Source organism: Desulfosporosinus sp. Sb-LF (genome assembly GCF_004766055.1).
Classification (GTDB): Bacteria; Bacillota; Desulfitobacteriia; order Desulfitobacteriales; family Desulfitobacteriaceae; genus Desulfosporosinus.
This window is the reverse complement of the sequence record NZ_SPQR01000006.1, coordinates 16,794-32,564: the sequence shown is the minus strand read 5'-3', so window position 1 is coordinate 32,564 and position 15,771 is coordinate 16,794. Positions and strand designations below refer to the sequence as shown.

Annotated in this window: 18 protein-coding genes; 2 read left to right on the top strand and 16 right to left on the bottom strand. The window is 44.3% G+C overall.

Translation table 11 applies throughout. From position 1 onward, the window contains the following. Nucleotides 1-46 precede the first annotated feature (46 nt). The 14 genes from E4K68_RS10060 to murJ all read right to left on the bottom strand — a co-directional run bounded on the left by E4K68_RS10060 (nucleotide 47) and on the right by murJ (nucleotide 13,003). Nucleotides 47-1,162, bottom strand: a complete 1,116-nt coding sequence (locus E4K68_RS10060; RefSeq protein ID WP_135378807.1) for a citramalate synthase — start codon at nucleotides 1,160-1,162, stop codon at nucleotides 47-49. A gap of 23 nt (nucleotides 1,163-1,185) precedes the next feature. After that, complete coding sequence (locus tag E4K68_RS10055; protein WP_135378806.1) at nucleotides 1,186-2,022, bottom strand: radical SAM protein; 837 nt, start codon at nucleotides 2,020-2,022, stop codon at nucleotides 1,186-1,188. A gap of 74 nt (nucleotides 2,023-2,096) precedes the next feature. After that, complete coding sequence (locus E4K68_RS10050; protein WP_135378805.1) at nucleotides 2,097-2,366, bottom strand: ferredoxin; 270 nt, start codon at nucleotides 2,364-2,366, stop codon at nucleotides 2,097-2,099. 92 nt (nucleotides 2,367-2,458) lie between these two features. Continuing rightward, the gene (locus E4K68_RS10045) at nucleotides 2,459-2,833 is read right to left on the bottom strand and encodes a NifB/NifX family molybdenum-iron cluster-binding protein (RefSeq protein ID WP_135378804.1); all 375 of its coding nucleotides are present in this window, start codon (nucleotides 2,831-2,833) and stop codon (nucleotides 2,459-2,461) included. 49 nt (nucleotides 2,834-2,882) lie between these two features. Next, on the bottom strand, nucleotides 2,883-4,196 hold the full coding sequence (nifN, locus tag E4K68_RS10040) for a nitrogenase iron-molybdenum cofactor biosynthesis protein NifN (protein WP_135378803.1): 1,314 nt from the start codon (nucleotides 4,194-4,196) through the stop codon (nucleotides 2,883-2,885). Then, nucleotides 4,189-5,556 carry a nitrogenase iron-molybdenum cofactor biosynthesis protein NifE gene (gene nifE, locus E4K68_RS10035; RefSeq protein WP_135378802.1) on the bottom strand — a complete coding sequence of 456 codons (1,368 nt, stop codon included), beginning with the start codon at nucleotides 5,554-5,556 and terminating at the stop codon, nucleotides 4,189-4,191. The genes nifN and nifE overlap by 8 nt, the downstream gene beginning before the upstream one ends. 175 nt (nucleotides 5,557-5,731) lie before the next feature. Next, on the bottom strand, nucleotides 5,732-7,159 hold the full coding sequence (gene nifK / locus E4K68_RS10030) for a nitrogenase molybdenum-iron protein subunit beta (RefSeq protein ID WP_135378801.1): 1,428 nt from the start codon (nucleotides 7,157-7,159) through the stop codon (nucleotides 5,732-5,734). Nucleotides 7,160-7,173: 14 nt separating this feature from the next. Then, entirely contained in the window at nucleotides 7,174-8,607 is a 1,434-nt protein-coding gene (gene nifD, locus E4K68_RS10025; protein ID WP_199241739.1) for a nitrogenase molybdenum-iron protein alpha chain, read from the bottom strand. A gap of 38 nt (nucleotides 8,608-8,645) precedes the next feature. Then, a complete protein-coding gene (gene nifH / locus E4K68_RS10020) occupies nucleotides 8,646-9,473 on the bottom strand; it encodes a nitrogenase iron protein (protein WP_135378799.1) in 828 nt (275 codons plus the stop codon). Between the two features lie 99 nt (nucleotides 9,474-9,572). Further along, nucleotides 9,573-9,956 carry a P-II family nitrogen regulator gene (locus E4K68_RS10015; RefSeq protein ID WP_135378798.1) on the bottom strand — a complete coding sequence of 128 codons (384 nt, stop codon included), beginning with the start codon at nucleotides 9,954-9,956 and terminating at the stop codon, nucleotides 9,573-9,575. Nucleotides 9,957-9,958: 2 nt separating this feature from the next. Beyond that, nucleotides 9,959-10,276: a P-II family nitrogen regulator gene (locus tag E4K68_RS10010; protein WP_135378797.1), complete on the bottom strand. Its 318-nt coding sequence runs from the start codon at nucleotides 10,274-10,276 to the stop codon at nucleotides 9,959-9,961. Continuing rightward, nucleotides 10,263-10,466 (bottom strand): hypothetical protein, encoded by a 204-nt coding sequence (locus E4K68_RS10005; protein WP_135378796.1) that lies wholly within the window; start codon nucleotides 10,464-10,466, stop codon nucleotides 10,263-10,265. The genes E4K68_RS10010 and E4K68_RS10005 overlap by 14 nt, the downstream gene beginning before the upstream one ends. A 237-nt stretch (nucleotides 10,467-10,703) precedes the next feature. Beyond that, nucleotides 10,704-11,147, bottom strand: a complete 444-nt coding sequence (locus E4K68_RS10000) for a HutP family protein (protein ID WP_135378795.1) — start codon at nucleotides 11,145-11,147, stop codon at nucleotides 10,704-10,706. Nucleotides 11,148-11,431: 284 nt separating this feature from the next. Beyond that, complete coding sequence (gene murJ / locus E4K68_RS09995; RefSeq protein WP_135378794.1) at nucleotides 11,432-13,003, bottom strand: murein biosynthesis integral membrane protein MurJ; 1,572 nt, start codon at nucleotides 13,001-13,003, stop codon at nucleotides 11,432-11,434. Nucleotides 13,004-13,403: 400 nt separating this feature from the next. Between murJ and E4K68_RS20805 the strand changes: the two genes are divergently transcribed. Then, on the top strand, nucleotides 13,404-13,547 hold the full coding sequence (locus tag E4K68_RS20805; protein WP_206751204.1) for a hypothetical protein: 144 nt from the start codon (nucleotides 13,404-13,406) through the stop codon (nucleotides 13,545-13,547). A 39-nt stretch (nucleotides 13,548-13,586) separates the two neighbouring features. Here the strand turns inward: E4K68_RS20805 and E4K68_RS09990 are convergent, their stop codons facing one another. Next, complete coding sequence (locus tag E4K68_RS09990; RefSeq protein WP_135378793.1) at nucleotides 13,587-14,669, bottom strand: stage II sporulation protein P; 1,083 nt, start codon at nucleotides 14,667-14,669, stop codon at nucleotides 13,587-13,589. Nucleotides 14,670-14,783: 114 nt separating this feature from the next. Next, on the bottom strand, nucleotides 14,784-15,113 hold the full coding sequence (locus E4K68_RS09985; protein ID WP_135378792.1) for a phage holin family protein: 330 nt from the start codon (nucleotides 15,111-15,113) through the stop codon (nucleotides 14,784-14,786). Nucleotides 15,114-15,309: 196 nt separating this feature from the next. On the opposite strand from E4K68_RS09985, the gene rpsT reads away from it, so the two are divergent. Next, nucleotides 15,310-15,582, top strand: a complete 273-nt coding sequence (rpsT, locus tag E4K68_RS09980) for a 30S ribosomal protein S20 (RefSeq protein ID WP_135378791.1) — start codon at nucleotides 15,310-15,312, stop codon at nucleotides 15,580-15,582. Nucleotides 15,583-15,771: the final 189 nt, after the last annotated feature.

Genomic DNA, 15,771 nt, shown 5'->3' with positions numbered 1-15,771 from the left:
GTAGCTAATACGCCAAGGAAGGTTTTTGGCTTTCTTTTTTGATCGATCATGCGTTTACTACGATTCTAAGGATATCTTCTTCGTTCATAGGCCTTTGGAGCAGATGAGTTTGATGGAGTATTTTTATTAGAAGTTTATCGATCGTGTCTTGGTCAAATTCAACGCCCCTTGATTTCAAAAGCCGCAAGATGGTCTTACGACCGGAGTATTTACCAAAGGAGGTTGAGTGCTGCCTTCCTACGCTTTCGGGTGGATAGCTTTGGTAATTCGCGAAGTCCTTCTGTATTCCATCGATGTGAATCGAGGAAGTATGGGTAAAGACGTCTCCACCAATGATTGGTTTTGCACGAGGTATTTTACGATCCGTTGCTAAGCTTACCATTAAGCCCATTGAGTTTAAACGTTTCAAGTCTAGTCGCATCGTCTTATTAAGAGTATATTTCAGCGCAACTGCCACCTCTTCGAGCGAAGCATTACCTGCCCTTTCTCCTATCCCGCCTACCGTGACACTTAAGGCTTTAAAACCGGCTTGAACAGCAGCAAGAGAATTAGCCGTTGCCATTCCCAGATCATTATGAGCATGAAATTCCAAAGGAATATTGGATATACCCACTATGTCCTGCAGAGTAAAAAATACTTTCAGAGGTTCAAGAATTCCGACAGTATCGGCAAAACGCATTCGATCAACCCCTAACTTTTGAGCTTCCAAGATTATCTCAGTGAGAAACCGAAAATCTGCTCTACTGGCATCTTCCAAGCCGAGTACAATATAGCCTACTTCTTTCTTAGCATCAAGGATACATTGTCCCATTTGATCAAGTACCCAGGTTCGATCTTTTTTCAGTTTATGGTTAATTTGTTGATCCGAGGTAGGAATGGAGATGGCGACTCCCTCGATCCCTGTTCGGTAACTAGCCTGGAGATCCGAAAGAACGGCACGATTCCAAGTAATGAGACGAACTGGTAAATGTAAGGCGACTAACTGAGAAATTGTTAAGACTTCACTTTCACTCATAGCAGGGACGCCCACTTCCAGTTCGTCGATCCCTGCATCTGCCAAAGCCCTCGCGATCATTTCCTTTTCCATCAGTCCGAAGGCTACACCAGGAGCTTGCTCACCATCTCTTAAGGTCGTATCACATAATAATACCCGTTGCTCCATGTCAAATAACTCCTTTTCTATCATTAGAGCAAGCCAATGGCATCTGCACGGCATTGTTGACAATGTTGCATTTGAGGAAGAATTAAACCAAGACTACTACGAGAACTTATTAACTCGTCTTTAGTCGGAGCCATGTTCTTAGCGAGTTTTCCTTGAGGAATCAAAGGCATTATGTTATGAATGTGCGCACCTCTTTTCTTAATTTCCATACCCAAGCTGTATAAAAGCTGGTCGTTGACACCGGGAATAAGCACCGTGTTGATTTTTACCGTCATTCCAGCCTTGGAAGCCAACTTTATCCCTTCTAATTGATGATCGATCAAGATCCTTGCCGCATCAGGACCGATCAATGTTTTTCCTTCCCAACGAACGTAACTGTAAATTTTGGCACCCACTTTCTCATCGAGAGTATTAAGGGTAACTGTAACATGAGACACCCCGATATCAACTAATTCCTCGATTTTTTCTGGCAAGAGAAGACCATTAGTACTTAAACACAGGATCATCTCAGGAAAGTGTTGTTTCACCCCTCTTAAGGTTTCAAACGTTGCACTGTTGGCTAAAGGTTCTCCAGGACCCGCAATTCCCACAACGGTCAGTTTTGATCCGATGGACGATGATTTAGCCTTCTTAACAGTTTCAAGCGCCTCGACTGAGGTTTGCACTTTACTCGTTACTCCCGGACGGGATTCATTGGCACAATCGAATTTGCGAACACAATAATTACAAGATATGTTACACCCAGGCGCCACGGCCAAGTGTATCCGTCCTGTTTTACCATGCCCTGAGGTTGAGAAACAGGGATGTCCGAGATTTAGATTTGGACTATTGATCATTCCTTGCATACAATGTTCATGCATCTTAACCCCTCCAATTATTTTACTTAAAATTCAACATAAGCTATATTCATTTATCCGTTCAATCAACTACAACTTTAAGCTGATTTTTCCTTAAAGGTATAACAGCGGCGCACGCAGATCCTGCCACAAGCCTGGCAACCGATGCATAGGGCTTTATTATCAATCTTTGCAATATGCCGTTCTGTCCCCTCGTCATCTTCAAAACTTTCCAGACCTAAGCATTGTTGTCCACATAATTTTACACATCGCCCACATCCAAGACACAGGGCACTATCGACTGCTTCAACATATCGCGGAGTCCAAGGCAAACCTCCAAAGGTTTTGTAAATTAGTTCATTATTCAAGTTTCAGCCTTCCTCCCTAACGAATTTCAACTTACAAGCGTCTTCTCAGGTCATCCCTCGTTTTAGCCTTTCTCTTCGTAAACGAGGTTTTTTCAAACAAATTCTATACCACCTAGTTTCTTTTTTAACCAAGGGGGTAATTTTTTTGAAAGCAGCAAGTTATTCAGTTTATTAAGTTCATCGATGATCTTCGTCCCTTCAGGTGCTTTCATAGGATGAATTCCACTTTGAACTAAACGTGCTGCGGCAGGTCCGCCAATCTGTGTACAATAGACGATAGCACACTCTTTGAGCATGGTTATCAGTGCATCGACTTTATCAACGGACTCATCCAGGTCTTCCGCGGCAAGCGTTGTATGGATAATGCCTTGCTTTACCCCTGCAAACTTATACATCTCAAACGCCGGAGCAGAAGCAAAATGCGAGTCGATGGTTGATCCGTCACTACAGGCAAAAGCTACAAGCATCCCTGAATCCTCCTTCAATTTAAGACTATCTCTAGATATCTACATCGCCCTAACTCACTGAATTCAAGGTATCAAAGAGAAATTGCTGAGTACCTTCATAACCAATCCAGCATTTTTGTGGATAACCGGCACGATCAAAGACTGGCAACCCCGCTCTTAAATGGGGGAGCTTTAGTAACCCTGCTGCTTGCCGACCGTTGGAATTAGCAATAATTAACGTACTCTTACCCGCTCGTTCTTCGAGTGTTTCCAAATCCCCCACTCCGATTGGGATCGGAAGGGATAGTTTGTGAATACCTGCTTGGGATGCCGCTAAAGCGACCATTATCTCAGAACCTACCTCAACCAAGCATGAGGCCAGACTATACAGTAGATCCATCTCCAAGGCTATGGCTATCTTCAGACCACCAAGTTGGTCGTGATAATCGGCCAGTGTATCCAACAATCGGCTTCTTTGTCGGAGAAGTTTCTCCGGTATCGGCTTACCCGAGATCTTGGCGAGCGTTAAAACAAACGCATCTGTTACGTTGAGCCCCGTCAATGAAGGAAAGTTAAAATGGGGAATTTCGTACGTTCGCTTAAGTATTTCACCCGATTTCTCCATACTTAGACCAAACGATAAGCAGGCCTTAGCGTTTGCCAAACGCCGAAAATCTTCAAGTAGCGTTCCTCCTTGAACTACCGGGGCAGCTTCCAGTTCAGCATGCCCATCTAGAGAAATGGAAAGATCGGGAATGGTAATGGGCCTAAATCCGAATTGCCTGATGATCTCTTTTAGTTCATCTACATCACCTGGGGTCAAATGACAACCAGGCAATAACGCGATGGTCAGATCATGATCTTCGATAGAGTAAGCGCCAGAGTTTGAGACGGGTTGTTCAGAGGTCTTAGTTGGATGTTCTGCCAACGTGGTAATTAGAGCCTCTACCGTCCGCTGATAACCTTCTTGCATAGACCCGATATAGTCTGGCGTACTTGCAAGGACAACCGGCAGATCATCTAAATCCGGTCTTTCTGAGCGTAGGCTAGACAGTGCGCTCACCATGTCATCTCCAAAGGTTTCGGTTAAACCCGTACTCATTACTCCGATAATTTGCGGCTTATATTTGTCAGCTGCCACAGCAATTCCTTTTTTAAGATGTTCCCAGCCGCCAAAAATGACCGAGTCTTCTAATAAAGCAGTTGAATTAAGGGGAATCGGCTCCTTATAGTGCCTTGAAAGCTGTAACCGAATGAATGAGGAACACCCCTGAGAACCATGAAGTAAGGCCAGAAGTCCATTGACCCCGAGGTAAGCCAAGGTCGCGCCTAGAGCAGGGCTATTTTTCTGAGGATTTCCCTCATAATGTCTTGTATTAGTCATCTTGTTCACTCTCCTTCGGGGGAAATTCTTGTTTTAAAAGCCCCCAAACAGGACTAAGCACTGTACGCGTTAAGGTTTCTGCAAATGTCACCATCCCCTGATATCCAGCATAAGGTAGTTTTCGGCCGTGGTTGATATCCAAAAAAGGTGTTCTTGTCTTATGCGCAAGATATTTTGTTTTTCCTCCAGCGACGATAAGATCTGGTTTTTTCTCTGCAATAATTTTTAGGAAGCCCGCCGAACTTGTATCTTCGATGATCTGGGCTGAGGGATCCATCAGTTCTTTCATGCGCTGGAAGTCCTCCGGTGTTGAGTTTTGGGTTCCTCCGGCTAAGATATTGATCCCTAATTCGGCCAAAGTGGAAACCATAGACCAAGTTTTAACCCCACCCGTAAACAAGATGGCCTGCTTATTCTCCAGTAACGTTTTATAGCCTGCGATGATCTTTCGCGTTTCATCTTCCTTCTTACGAACATAGACTAAAGTCCTCTCCAGCAAATCAGGATCACCCAATGCTTTAGCGATATTGACCAACGTTTCCGAGGTGTCGTGAATCCCATAAAACGAACCTTCCATAAAGGGTATACCATAGCTGATTTCCATTTTCCTGACTAAATTAGTTAGGCTTTTGGAACAGATCAACACATTAAGGCTTGCCTTATGAGCTGAACGTATGTCATCAAATTTGGCGTCCCCAGTAATAGCCGTTTGAAGTGTGATCCCTAAGTTTTTCAAGTCTGGTATAACACCCCAAATATCTCCAGCAATGTTATACTCCCCGATGAGGTTGATAGAAAGGGGTATTTTCTCATTAGGCCCCTCAGCTGTCCCTATGACCCGATCAAATAAGACTTCCCCCGCAATTCGGTTTCCAATATTTTTATCTCCCAAAAAACCTGGGCAATTAACGGCTATAACCGGAATGGTTAGTTCTACTTCCGCTTCTTTGCAAATCTTATCGACGTCATCTCCTATTAAAGAAGAGACACAGGTTGCATAGACAAAAATTGCTTTAGGATTATGTCGAAGAGCGATTTCCAAGATCGACTCTTTCAGCTTTTTCTCCCCGCCGTAAATAACGTCATTTTCCATAATGTCTGTGGTCAGCCCCCGCCGGAACAGCTGGGAACCAGAGGAGCGAGCTCCTCGATTATCCCATGAGTTTCCAGCACAGGCAATCGGTCCATGAACAAGGTGAGCAACATCCGTAATGGGCATGAGCACAACTCGTGCCCCGTCATAAGCGCAACTTCGCTCTGCGCCTTCGCCGGGCAGGGCCTTCATGCATAATTTGGGCGAACCGGCATCTGACATGCACTGTTTGTCTTTAAGATCTAGTTTTGTAAGATTGGTGAACACAAAGACCCCTCCGTTCTTGAGGCACATTCAATAAAATAATAAGTCAGTATGCCAGTCTATTTCGTGTCTTACTGCGTCGGCATGTTCACCTAATAGCCCGCTATGAGGTAAAAACACCTCCTTGTCTGACGCAAAATATCCTTGGCATCTTTGACTTTTATTTTCTTTCATATGCCTAACGCATCATTTCAAAGTATGGGTCTGAAGAAGTCCTGTCTTTCTCCTCCAAAAACGTATTCACGATCATAGTGATTAAATTAATGACTCCGGAGTACCCAATGATTGGATAACGATGGAGATTCACTCGATCCGTGATGGGGAACCCTACTCTGACAAGCGGAATATTGGCGTCACGTGCAGCCCACTTACCATGGGAATCACCGATTAACATATCCACTGGGTCCGTAACCAAAAGGGATCTGAGATGCCAAAGATCTTTGCCAGCATAGAGTGTGGACCCCTGACCATAAGGGCTTGACGCTAACAAACTTTCCATGGCTTTCTTAAACAACGGGGTTGAATTAGTGCAAACGATATGGACCGGTTCTCCTCCCATTTCTAGCAAAAATGAGACGAGCCCTATCAAAACATCCGGGTCACCAAACAGTGCAAATTTCTTGCCATGAATATATTGATGGGAATCCGTCATGGCATCGATGGAACGTCCCCGCTCAAGGGTAATTTCCTCTGGTACATCTTTCCCGGTGAATTTGGCAATAGATTCAATGAATTTATCTGTGCCCGCGATCCCGATGGGCATGGAAATCGATTCGACTGGGACTTCCTTACTGGCCAGATATTTACGGGTTGTCGGAGTTGAGTAAGTCTGTAAGCATAAGAAACTTGCAGCGTTCAGAGCATCGTTCATTTCTGTAATGGATGTCCCTCCAGGGTATAATTCATAGGTGCCCAAATTAGGAGCATCCAGTACATCACTCTGATCAGGTAAAAGGGTATAAGGCGTATCCATCACTTTAAGAAGTCGTTTATATTCACGAAGATTGGCGGTATAAGTGTCAAAACCAGGGACAACATAAAGTCGGTCGTTAATTTTATCCTCCTGTCTAGCCGTGGCTAAACACTCGACGAGACCTTTGAGCATCGTGTCATACCCTGTTATATGAGACCCCTTAAAGCTCGGGGTGTTAGCCAAGGCAACCGGAAGATCTTTCGGAATCGCCTCTTGTTCTTTTGCATTACCTAAATAAGCCTTGATGTCGTCCCCAATAACTTCAGCCATACAGCTCGTAAACATAGCGATCACTTTCGGGCTATAAAGTGCATTAGCATTTTTTAAACCTTCGATAAGATTAGACTGTCCTCCAAATACCGCAGAATCCTCAGTCATAGAATCCGATACTGCTGCAACAGGTTCCCTGTAATGGCGGGATAAGGTACTTCGAAAATAGGCGGCACATCCTTGTGAACCATGAACAAACGGGAGACTTCCTTCAATTCCTAAGGCACAAAGCAAGGCCCCAAGGGGTTGGCAGGCTTTGGCTGGATTGATAACCAGCTTTTCACGGGCAAAATTCTTTTCGCGATATTCTAGAGTATTGAGCCAATCTTTTGTTGCCTTAGTACTAGTTTTCATATGAGACATCCTTTCTGCCCAATTTATTTTGACCAAGGGGCTTTGATTGATTTCCAGGTCGGGCTGTTTATGGCCATATCCATATCCTTGGCAAAAATAGGGAATCCTTCGTATCCGTGATAAGGGCCTGAGTAGTCCCAAGAATGCATTTGACGGAAGGGAAGACCCATTTTCTCAAAGACATACTTCTCTTTGATCCCCGATCCCACTAAATCAGGTTTTAGCTTCTTGACGAACTCTTCGAGCTCTAAAGCAGTCACATCGTCATAAATCAACGTTCCCTCTTTTAATGCAGGAATGGTTTTCTCGTAATCCTCATTATGAGCAAATTCGTAACCCGTTCCGATAACTTCCATGCCCAAATCTTCATAAGCTCCCACAATATGCCTCGGGCGAAGGCCTCCTACATAAAGCATAACGGTTTTTTTATCTAAACGTGGACGATATTTCTCGATCACTTTTTGCATCTGTGGTTCATATTTCTCGATCACTTTTAGTGCTTTTTCCATGATACTTGCATCAAATTGGGCTGCAATTTTAAGAATTGACTCCTTAATTTTAGTCGGTCCGAAGAAGTTGAATTCCATCCAGGGGGTTCCATAAGTTTCTTCCATGTGTTTAGCAATGTAATTCATACTTCTGAAACAGTGGATCAAATTAAGTTTGACCAGATGTCCGTTCTGAAGCATTTCCATCGTGGAGTCTCCCGTCCAAATATTTACAACTTTCAAGCCCATTTCTTCTAGAATCTTTTTACTGGCCCAGGCATCTCCACCAATATTATAATCGCCGATAATTCCGATATCGTACGGTCCAATTTCTCTTGCTGGGCCTTTACCTAAAAGATGATCCCGAATAGCATCATTAGCGATATGATGGCCAAGGGACTGGCTTATTCCCCTAAACCCTTCACAACGAACCGGGATAACTGGAAGTTCAAGTTCTTCACTCATGCGGCGAGCGACACTTTCAATGTCATCTCCAATCAGTCCGACAGGGCACTCCGAAAGAACAGAAACTCCTTTGGCATTTGGAAAAAGATCAACGACCTCATGGATGATTTTTTCCAGCTTTTTGTCCCCACCGTAGATAATATCGCTTTCCTGGAAGTCCGAGGTGAATAAAAAAGGTACAAAGTTGTCAACGCCGATTTCACCTTCTGCTAAGTTCCGGCGGTTACCCCAAGAATAATAGCCACATCCGACCGGTCCATGGGAAATATGCACGATATCCTTAACCGGACCCCAAACAACCCCTTTAGCCCCTGCGTAGGCACATCCCCGTGCGGTCATGATACCAGGGACTGTTTTCGCATTGGATTTGACTGCGCAACTTGCACACTCACTATCTTTGACCGCAATATGTTGTCTCCGATTCTTTTTGGCCTTTTCCGGATAAATCTCCAAAACCTCTTCCACGACTTGTTTTCGGAAATCTATTGTCTCCTTTGTGCTCATAACGCTGTCCTCCCTCATATCTCAATCGCTAATCGACATTACATATCCAAGATCCCGAATTCCATCATTAAATCTTCCAAGGCATCCATGGAAAGCGGCGTCGGGATGGTCATCATGGTATTATTCTCAATTTTTTTGGCCAAGGTTCGATACTCATCGGCTTGTTTATGGGTTGAGTTATATTCAATAACGGTCATTTTGCGAACTTCAGCGCGTTGCACCTCATTATCCCGAGGCATAAAGTGAATCATTTGAGTATTTAAGGATTTGGCCAGGGCTTCGATTAATTCGTTTTCTTTATCGGTTTGACGGCTATTACAGATCAAGCCTCCTAAACGAACAGTCCCAGTTTGCGCGTACTTTAAAATTCCTTTTGAAATATTGTTGGCTGCATACATCGCCATCATTTCACCAGACGTTACAATATAAATTTCTTTAGCTTTATTTTCACGAATCGGCATTGCAAATCCACCGCAAACCACGTCACCTAGAACATCGTAAAAGACAAAATCTGTGTCTGATGTATACGCCCCATTCTCTTCTAAAAAGTTAATAGCCGTAATAACCCCTCGACCAGCACACCCAACCCCTGGTTCTGGACCCCCAGATTCTGCACAACGAACCCCTAAATACCCTTCTACTAAAACCTCATCCAGCTCTAGATCCTCGACAGTCCCCCGTTCACGAGCTAAGTCCATAACGGTCGTTTGCGCTTTACTGTGAAGAATCAAGCGCGTGGAGTCAGCTTTAGGATCGCAGCCAACAATAGTAACTTTTCTCCCCATTTCAGCTAGGGCGACGACCGTGTTTTGGGTTGTCGTCGATTTTCCGATACCGCCTTTGCCGTATATTGCAATTTGTCTCATGTCAATACATCTCCTTAACCAAAATAAATCAAATTCTTTACTAGCGACTCTTAATCCTTAATTTTCAACTTTTCACTTAAAATCCTCACACATCTCGCTCTAAACGACTGCTTCACGACCGACTTCCCCAGTGCGAACGCGAATAACCTCCTTCAAAGGACAGACAAAGATTTTACCGTCTCCCATGTGCCCTGTCTGATTGGCTTTAATAATCACGTCGACTACGTCTTTAACTTGGTCATCCTGTACCACAATCGTTAATAACCGCTTTGGAATCCAATTGAATTTGGTATCATCCGCTAGATCTGCACTCATCACTGAATTCAATTCCGGGTCAATCTCTGCTGCCCAACCCCCTATGCCACCCTGTTTCCCACGACCCTCAACACTTTGAATGGTTAGAGCCGGAAAACCCGCGTCCTCAAAAGCCTTCTTTGTTTCAGGCACCTTATGGCGTCGAATTAAAGTCATGATTTCCTTCATTTCTACAACCCCTTTGTCCCTTTACTCACGGTGTACGCCTCTTCCACTTCAGTTACAAAGACCTTGCCATCCCCCATGGTTCCGGTTTTGGCACTTTCGAGAATTACCGAAATAGCTTCGTCCAACTTTTCGTCTTCAACAACTAAGAGAAGAAGGGTCTTGGGAAATTCATCATAAACTACGTCACCGATCCGAATACCCTTTGTTCTACCTCGACCAAAGACATGCATTTTTGTCAACGATGGCATTCCAGCTTGTGCTAAGGCCTCAGCGACGATTTCCGTTTTATCAGGTCTTACAATTGCTCTAATCATTTTCATTAGGTTCATCCTCCTTTAATTTTGGGTCAATATACGCTGGCCATGACTCAAACAGGACGTTTGAGATTAGAGCGCTGCCAAGGATGGCAAAGCGCCGTGAAGGCCGAGTGTCCCTGTAGCCAAGGATGGCGAGAAGTGACACTCCAAAAAGTTGTACTTTCACAAGGGCTTGAATATAACGCCATCGCATCACCTCCCTTAATTAGCTGATATCCTACTGTCTAATGGTCCTATAGAAAAAGACAAAGAGAGCCCTTAATTTTTTATAATTAAGGGCTCTCTAAAACACTTTTCCGCTCCAAATCATCCATAGATTTGGTGCCCGGTTATGAAATTGTACGCATTTAAAGATTCTGTTCCACTGGGTACTCTATCACTCTAAACAATCAACAACACTAATCACTTGACACTCTTAATCTTGCTCTAATCAAAGATGCATAAATCCCAATCCTACACGAGCATGTTCTAATAGAGGATGAAGGGAAGAACGTCCATAAATTGCTACAGCAATCCATTCTGTGTCTGTCGTTAAACCGATCTTCAGAACATAACTGGCATTACTATTGTTATGAATGAAAACACTGTTGCTGGCTTCCAAGGTCGCATGTATCAATGCGTGAATCTTCCGAGCCTCTTTTGGGATGACACCAGTGTTAAAGGCTGTTGCCATGACCGAATTCGTTAGTTTTCCAGTATGTTGAAGATTTGTTTCGGTTCCTCCTATTTCCGTCACGCCACTTCGCATATCATAAGCTTCGAGAAGGAATTTCTTAAGCTTATCCTCATCTTCCCTTGTCTCTGTTAAGGCTAGACGTATTGCAGAACGTTCCAAGGAAGGTCGTCTTTTTCTAACCGTTTTAGGCTCTTGCAAAGCGTCCCCTCCCTTTCAAATAAAAACAGAAAAAGCCGCCAGATATCGAAAGATATCTTGACGGCTTCGTTGCCGAATACTAAACCAGATGTTTGACACCCAAATGCTCAACTAACTGTTATTGACTATATTACATTACAATTTGTAATTTGTCACTATGTAAAATGCCCCTATCTGTTATAATACTGTATTATTTTCCTTCACATAAATCAAACATCATTTTGCCTAATATGAAGCTCTCCCATTACATTTTAGCTACTAAGACAATATCCATGGCGGGATCACTAACGTTTTCCAATCTTACGGTTCACTAAACCCATCGTCTGTGTAAACTCTTCCATTCTCAAAAGTTTTGCCATCCCTGCAAATACCACCACTCCAATTCCTGTTCCAGTCATCAATATGATCACCGAAGCCATCGTGCGGATACCGATCAACGGGGTCAGCAATCCACTCCACGCCCAAATCACCAACGCCATGAGGAGTGACGCAACTAAAGATTTTACGCTTGTCCAAAACATAGCCCAACCATCGATTCGACCTAACCGTCTACGCAACACATAAAGCAACAGCAACATATTCGCAAAAGCAGCGATAGTCGTGGCAAAAGCCAACCCACCATGTGCAAGAGGATGAATCAGTAAAACCATCGCCAAAATATTGATGACCATGGAGATAACCCCCAGAATAACCGGAGTCCAAGTATCCTGAAGTGCATAAAAAGCCCGGGGGAGAATCTGAATTACGGACTGCGAAGAAATCCCAAGAGCAAAATACAACAATGGAATCGCCGTGGTCAAAGTATCTTGGGCAGTAAAATGCCCATGTTGAAACAAGACTCGTATAAGAGGATAGCGCAAAACGATCATACCGACCGAAATCGGCAGAGTGATAAAAATAACCATACGAACGGCTTGAGATATCGTTTGGCGAAGTTTATCCCATTGTTTTAAAGCCGCTTGTTCTGTCATCGTCGGAAAGGTAGCTACTGCAATAGCTAAAGCGAAAATTCCCACTGGCAATTGGAAAAGACGATATGAATACCAAACGGCAGTGATACTCCCCGGGAGTAAGGACGACCCGAAGTTATTATTAACCACGACCTGAATTTGATTTAAGGAGTAACTGATGATAATGGGAACAGCAAGAGCCCCGATTCGGCGAACACCGGGATTGTGCCAGTCAATAATGGGGTAGTAACGCACCCCTACTTTCCTCAAAGAAGGGATTTGTACTGCAAAGCTAACAAACGCTCCAACAACGACCCCAAAAGCAAATCCAGAAATACTATTGGGTTTAGCCGGATTTGCCAAAATCGTCCCAAACAAAATAACAGACACATTATAGAGCACAGTCCCCAAAGCAGAAGGCCAGAAAATCTTATAAGAATTCAGGATGCCCATCGTTATGCCACTTAAGGCCATAAACAACGGCTGGATTAAAAGAATTCGAGTCAAATAGGTCGCCATGCCTATATTGCCAGTCTTAACAAACCCCGGAACCATCAAACGGAGAAACTGAGGAGTAAAAATAAGTCCCACGAAGATCAACAAACCAAGCGTGAGAAAAATCAAATTCACAACCGAGCTGACAACGCGCCAGCCCTCCTCCTCTTTTCCCTTCGCAATATATTCAGAAAAGACAGGAATAAAAGCAGCGCTTAAAACTCCACCCACAAGTAACCAATATAATAAATCCGGAAGAACAAATGCAGTATTATAAGCATCCGTCGTGCTACCCTGACCAAAGAAACCGGCCATAAGAGATTCACGCAAAAACCCTAAAATTCGCGAAGCCAATTGGGCCGCCATTAAAAATCCGGCCGCTTTCACAAGTGTGCGGTTGGTTGATGACATTTGAGCTAACCCCTTCTCCCCATCGTCCTAATCTACCTCCCGCATTATAGCATTTTTCGCGAGACGATAAAAGCGAGAGTAAAAGCAAACATCGTCATATACACCTCCGTGCACATTGCGTCAAAGACGCAACAGCAGCCCGCCAACCCCCTCGCGTCCTAACCCCCGCCCAACCCAAAATCCTACTAAGACACTTCCTCAAAAACGTAAACAGCCCATCGCCCGGCTCCCAGCGCCTTTGCGTCAAAAGACGCAAACAGCCTTCGTCCCCCCCGTCGACCCCAGCCCGAGGAAGTTTCTTAGCTTAGAGAGTCACTTTAGCGGAATCGCGTCAATGAGCGCAGACGCCTAGGCGTCAAAAAACGCAACGGGACTTGTCCATGGATGGACTGATGCCGCGGTGCCAAGGATGGCAAGGAGCGGCGCACATGCGACGGAACAGGATGTTCCTAGTGCCGCATGCGCCAAGGATGGCATAGCATGCGGCCAGAAAAGCCCTGAGGTTTTGCGGTTTAGCCGTGGCTTCAAGCGAATAGCGATGTAGCGTGTGCGAACGGACTAAGACACTTCCTCCCCCAATGCGTCACTTCTTCAACCATTCTGCCAAAATCTCTGCCACAGCCTCCGCCGCGCCATTAGCTTCGCTTAGGGTATTTAATTGGCTACCAAACTCCAATAACAACCCACCGTCAGAAAGATGTTGATTATACCGCGCATCTGCCGCATAACTGATGTTTGGCGAAAAGAGACCAGGATATTTTTTTTCTGCTATAGCCATAAGTTCTTTAGCTAACGCCTCATTCTTTTGCCAATGTGGATTCTTCTTGCCGATGACAACCAATACCTGGCTGACCTTTTGTCCATTTATCGTGGTCGTCGACTTTGGAACCCCCGGAGGGAATCCATCTCTATGAACGTCAATCAAAACCTTCATAGAAGGATAATCCTTGGTCATTTGGGTCGCCGTTTTCACAGACTCTCCGTAGGCTTTCATGAAATCCACAACATCATGTTTTTGCAATGAGTGAGCTGCACCGATACCATTATGTTCGAGAGCTTTCTTTAACGTTTCCCCTACTGTCACGACATCCCCGTTTTCCCCCTGCCGTCGTTCTGGACCTCCATCACCAGCATAGCTTTCACTGTTATGAGTATTATAAATCCCCACAATAACTCCCTTTGCCCCTGGATCTGGTTCTACTGGGGGATTCACAGCCGTGTTCTCCTCTGGCTTTGGAGGCTCAATTGGTTCAAGAATGGGACCCTCAAACTCTGGGTCATTAGGATTGTAAGCCCACCCTAACCAAACAGGCCCTTGAGGAGGTGGAGAAAAATAGCCTAAAAAAAATGTTCGAGGATCAGAAACATTGACACCCGTTAATAAAAACATACCCACTGCTGCGCCTTGATGCCTTGTCAAATCCACGCGTGCGCGCTCCGGCTGGGAATAGCCCGGAGCTCCTTCCATTAAAATTGCTTCAAACGGAAACGACTGTTGCGCCAGAAAACCGATCAATTGACGGGAACTCCCACTTCTGAGAGCATAGACCAATCCCATGATAATCAAAAGACTTGCACATCCCAGAAGAAATCCCCTTATCCATTCTTTAAATTTCCAAATTCTAAAACGTTTCTTTTGGCGATGATAAAAATCTTCTCGTAACAAAGGACTTGCCCCCCCTTCCTCTTATAGAAGAAGTATGAAGGACAAGTCCTAGGTAGAACAAAAAAGATATTTTTCGTTTAAAATGTGTTAAAGGGCGAAGAGATTAGGTAGATACTAACGGAGTGTCGTTGGGACAAAGCTATCCACAATCCCAATGACTAGGGAAGCTAACAAAGCACCAATAATGGAGACTGAAATGTAGCCTGGGATAAGAAATTGGCTAAAATAAATTACCACAGCAGCCGTAATAAATCCAACCGATCCCCGTCCCATCCGCGAAATCTTGTTTCCGAACGCCTTTTCAATAGCATAGCCCAATAGAGCAATCACTACGGCAGCAATCAAAGCTCCAGTAAAACCAGCCACCCGAAGTCCAGGAACAATCCAACTTACCAAAAGTAATACCACAGCCGAAACAACAAACCGTACAATCATCCCTAACATTGAAAGACCTCCCATCGTTTTTATTTCTCACTTCATTGCTAAAGTGTTTTTCAGATACAAACATAGTGTAAACAAAATAGGAAAATTTATTTATATCATTTATTTCCTATATTCCCTTGATAAATTTCAAACCTGATGTTAAAATGTAGTTTGTGTACAATTCAAGGATTATTTTAACCAAAGGGGGTGACTATTAGTGCCAAACATTAAATCCGCGATCAAAAGGGTTGAGTTGGAAAAAGCTCGCACGATTAAGAATGCCTCTGCTAAATCTTACTTACGGACTATTCTACGCCGTTTTGAAGAATCAATCAGCAAGGATTCCGAGGCTGCTGAACTCGCTTTGAAAAAGGCTACTCGTGCTTTGGATAAAGCCTCCTCCAAGGGTTTGATTCATAAGAACCTAGCAGCTCGCAAGAAATCTCGTCTCACGAGAAGATTCAGCAAGCATTTTGCCCAAGTCGGGTAAAAAGGCCACAAAAAAAGAAAGCGAAAATGCGCTTTCTTTTTTTGTGGCCTTTTTTAAATATGAACGAGACAGTATCGTCTATCCCAGACCCGCGCCACGGAACCGTCCGGTTAGAGCATCGCCATGGATGGCAAGATGCCGAGATGGACTGATGCCGCGGTGCCAAGGATGGCATAGCATGCGGCAAGA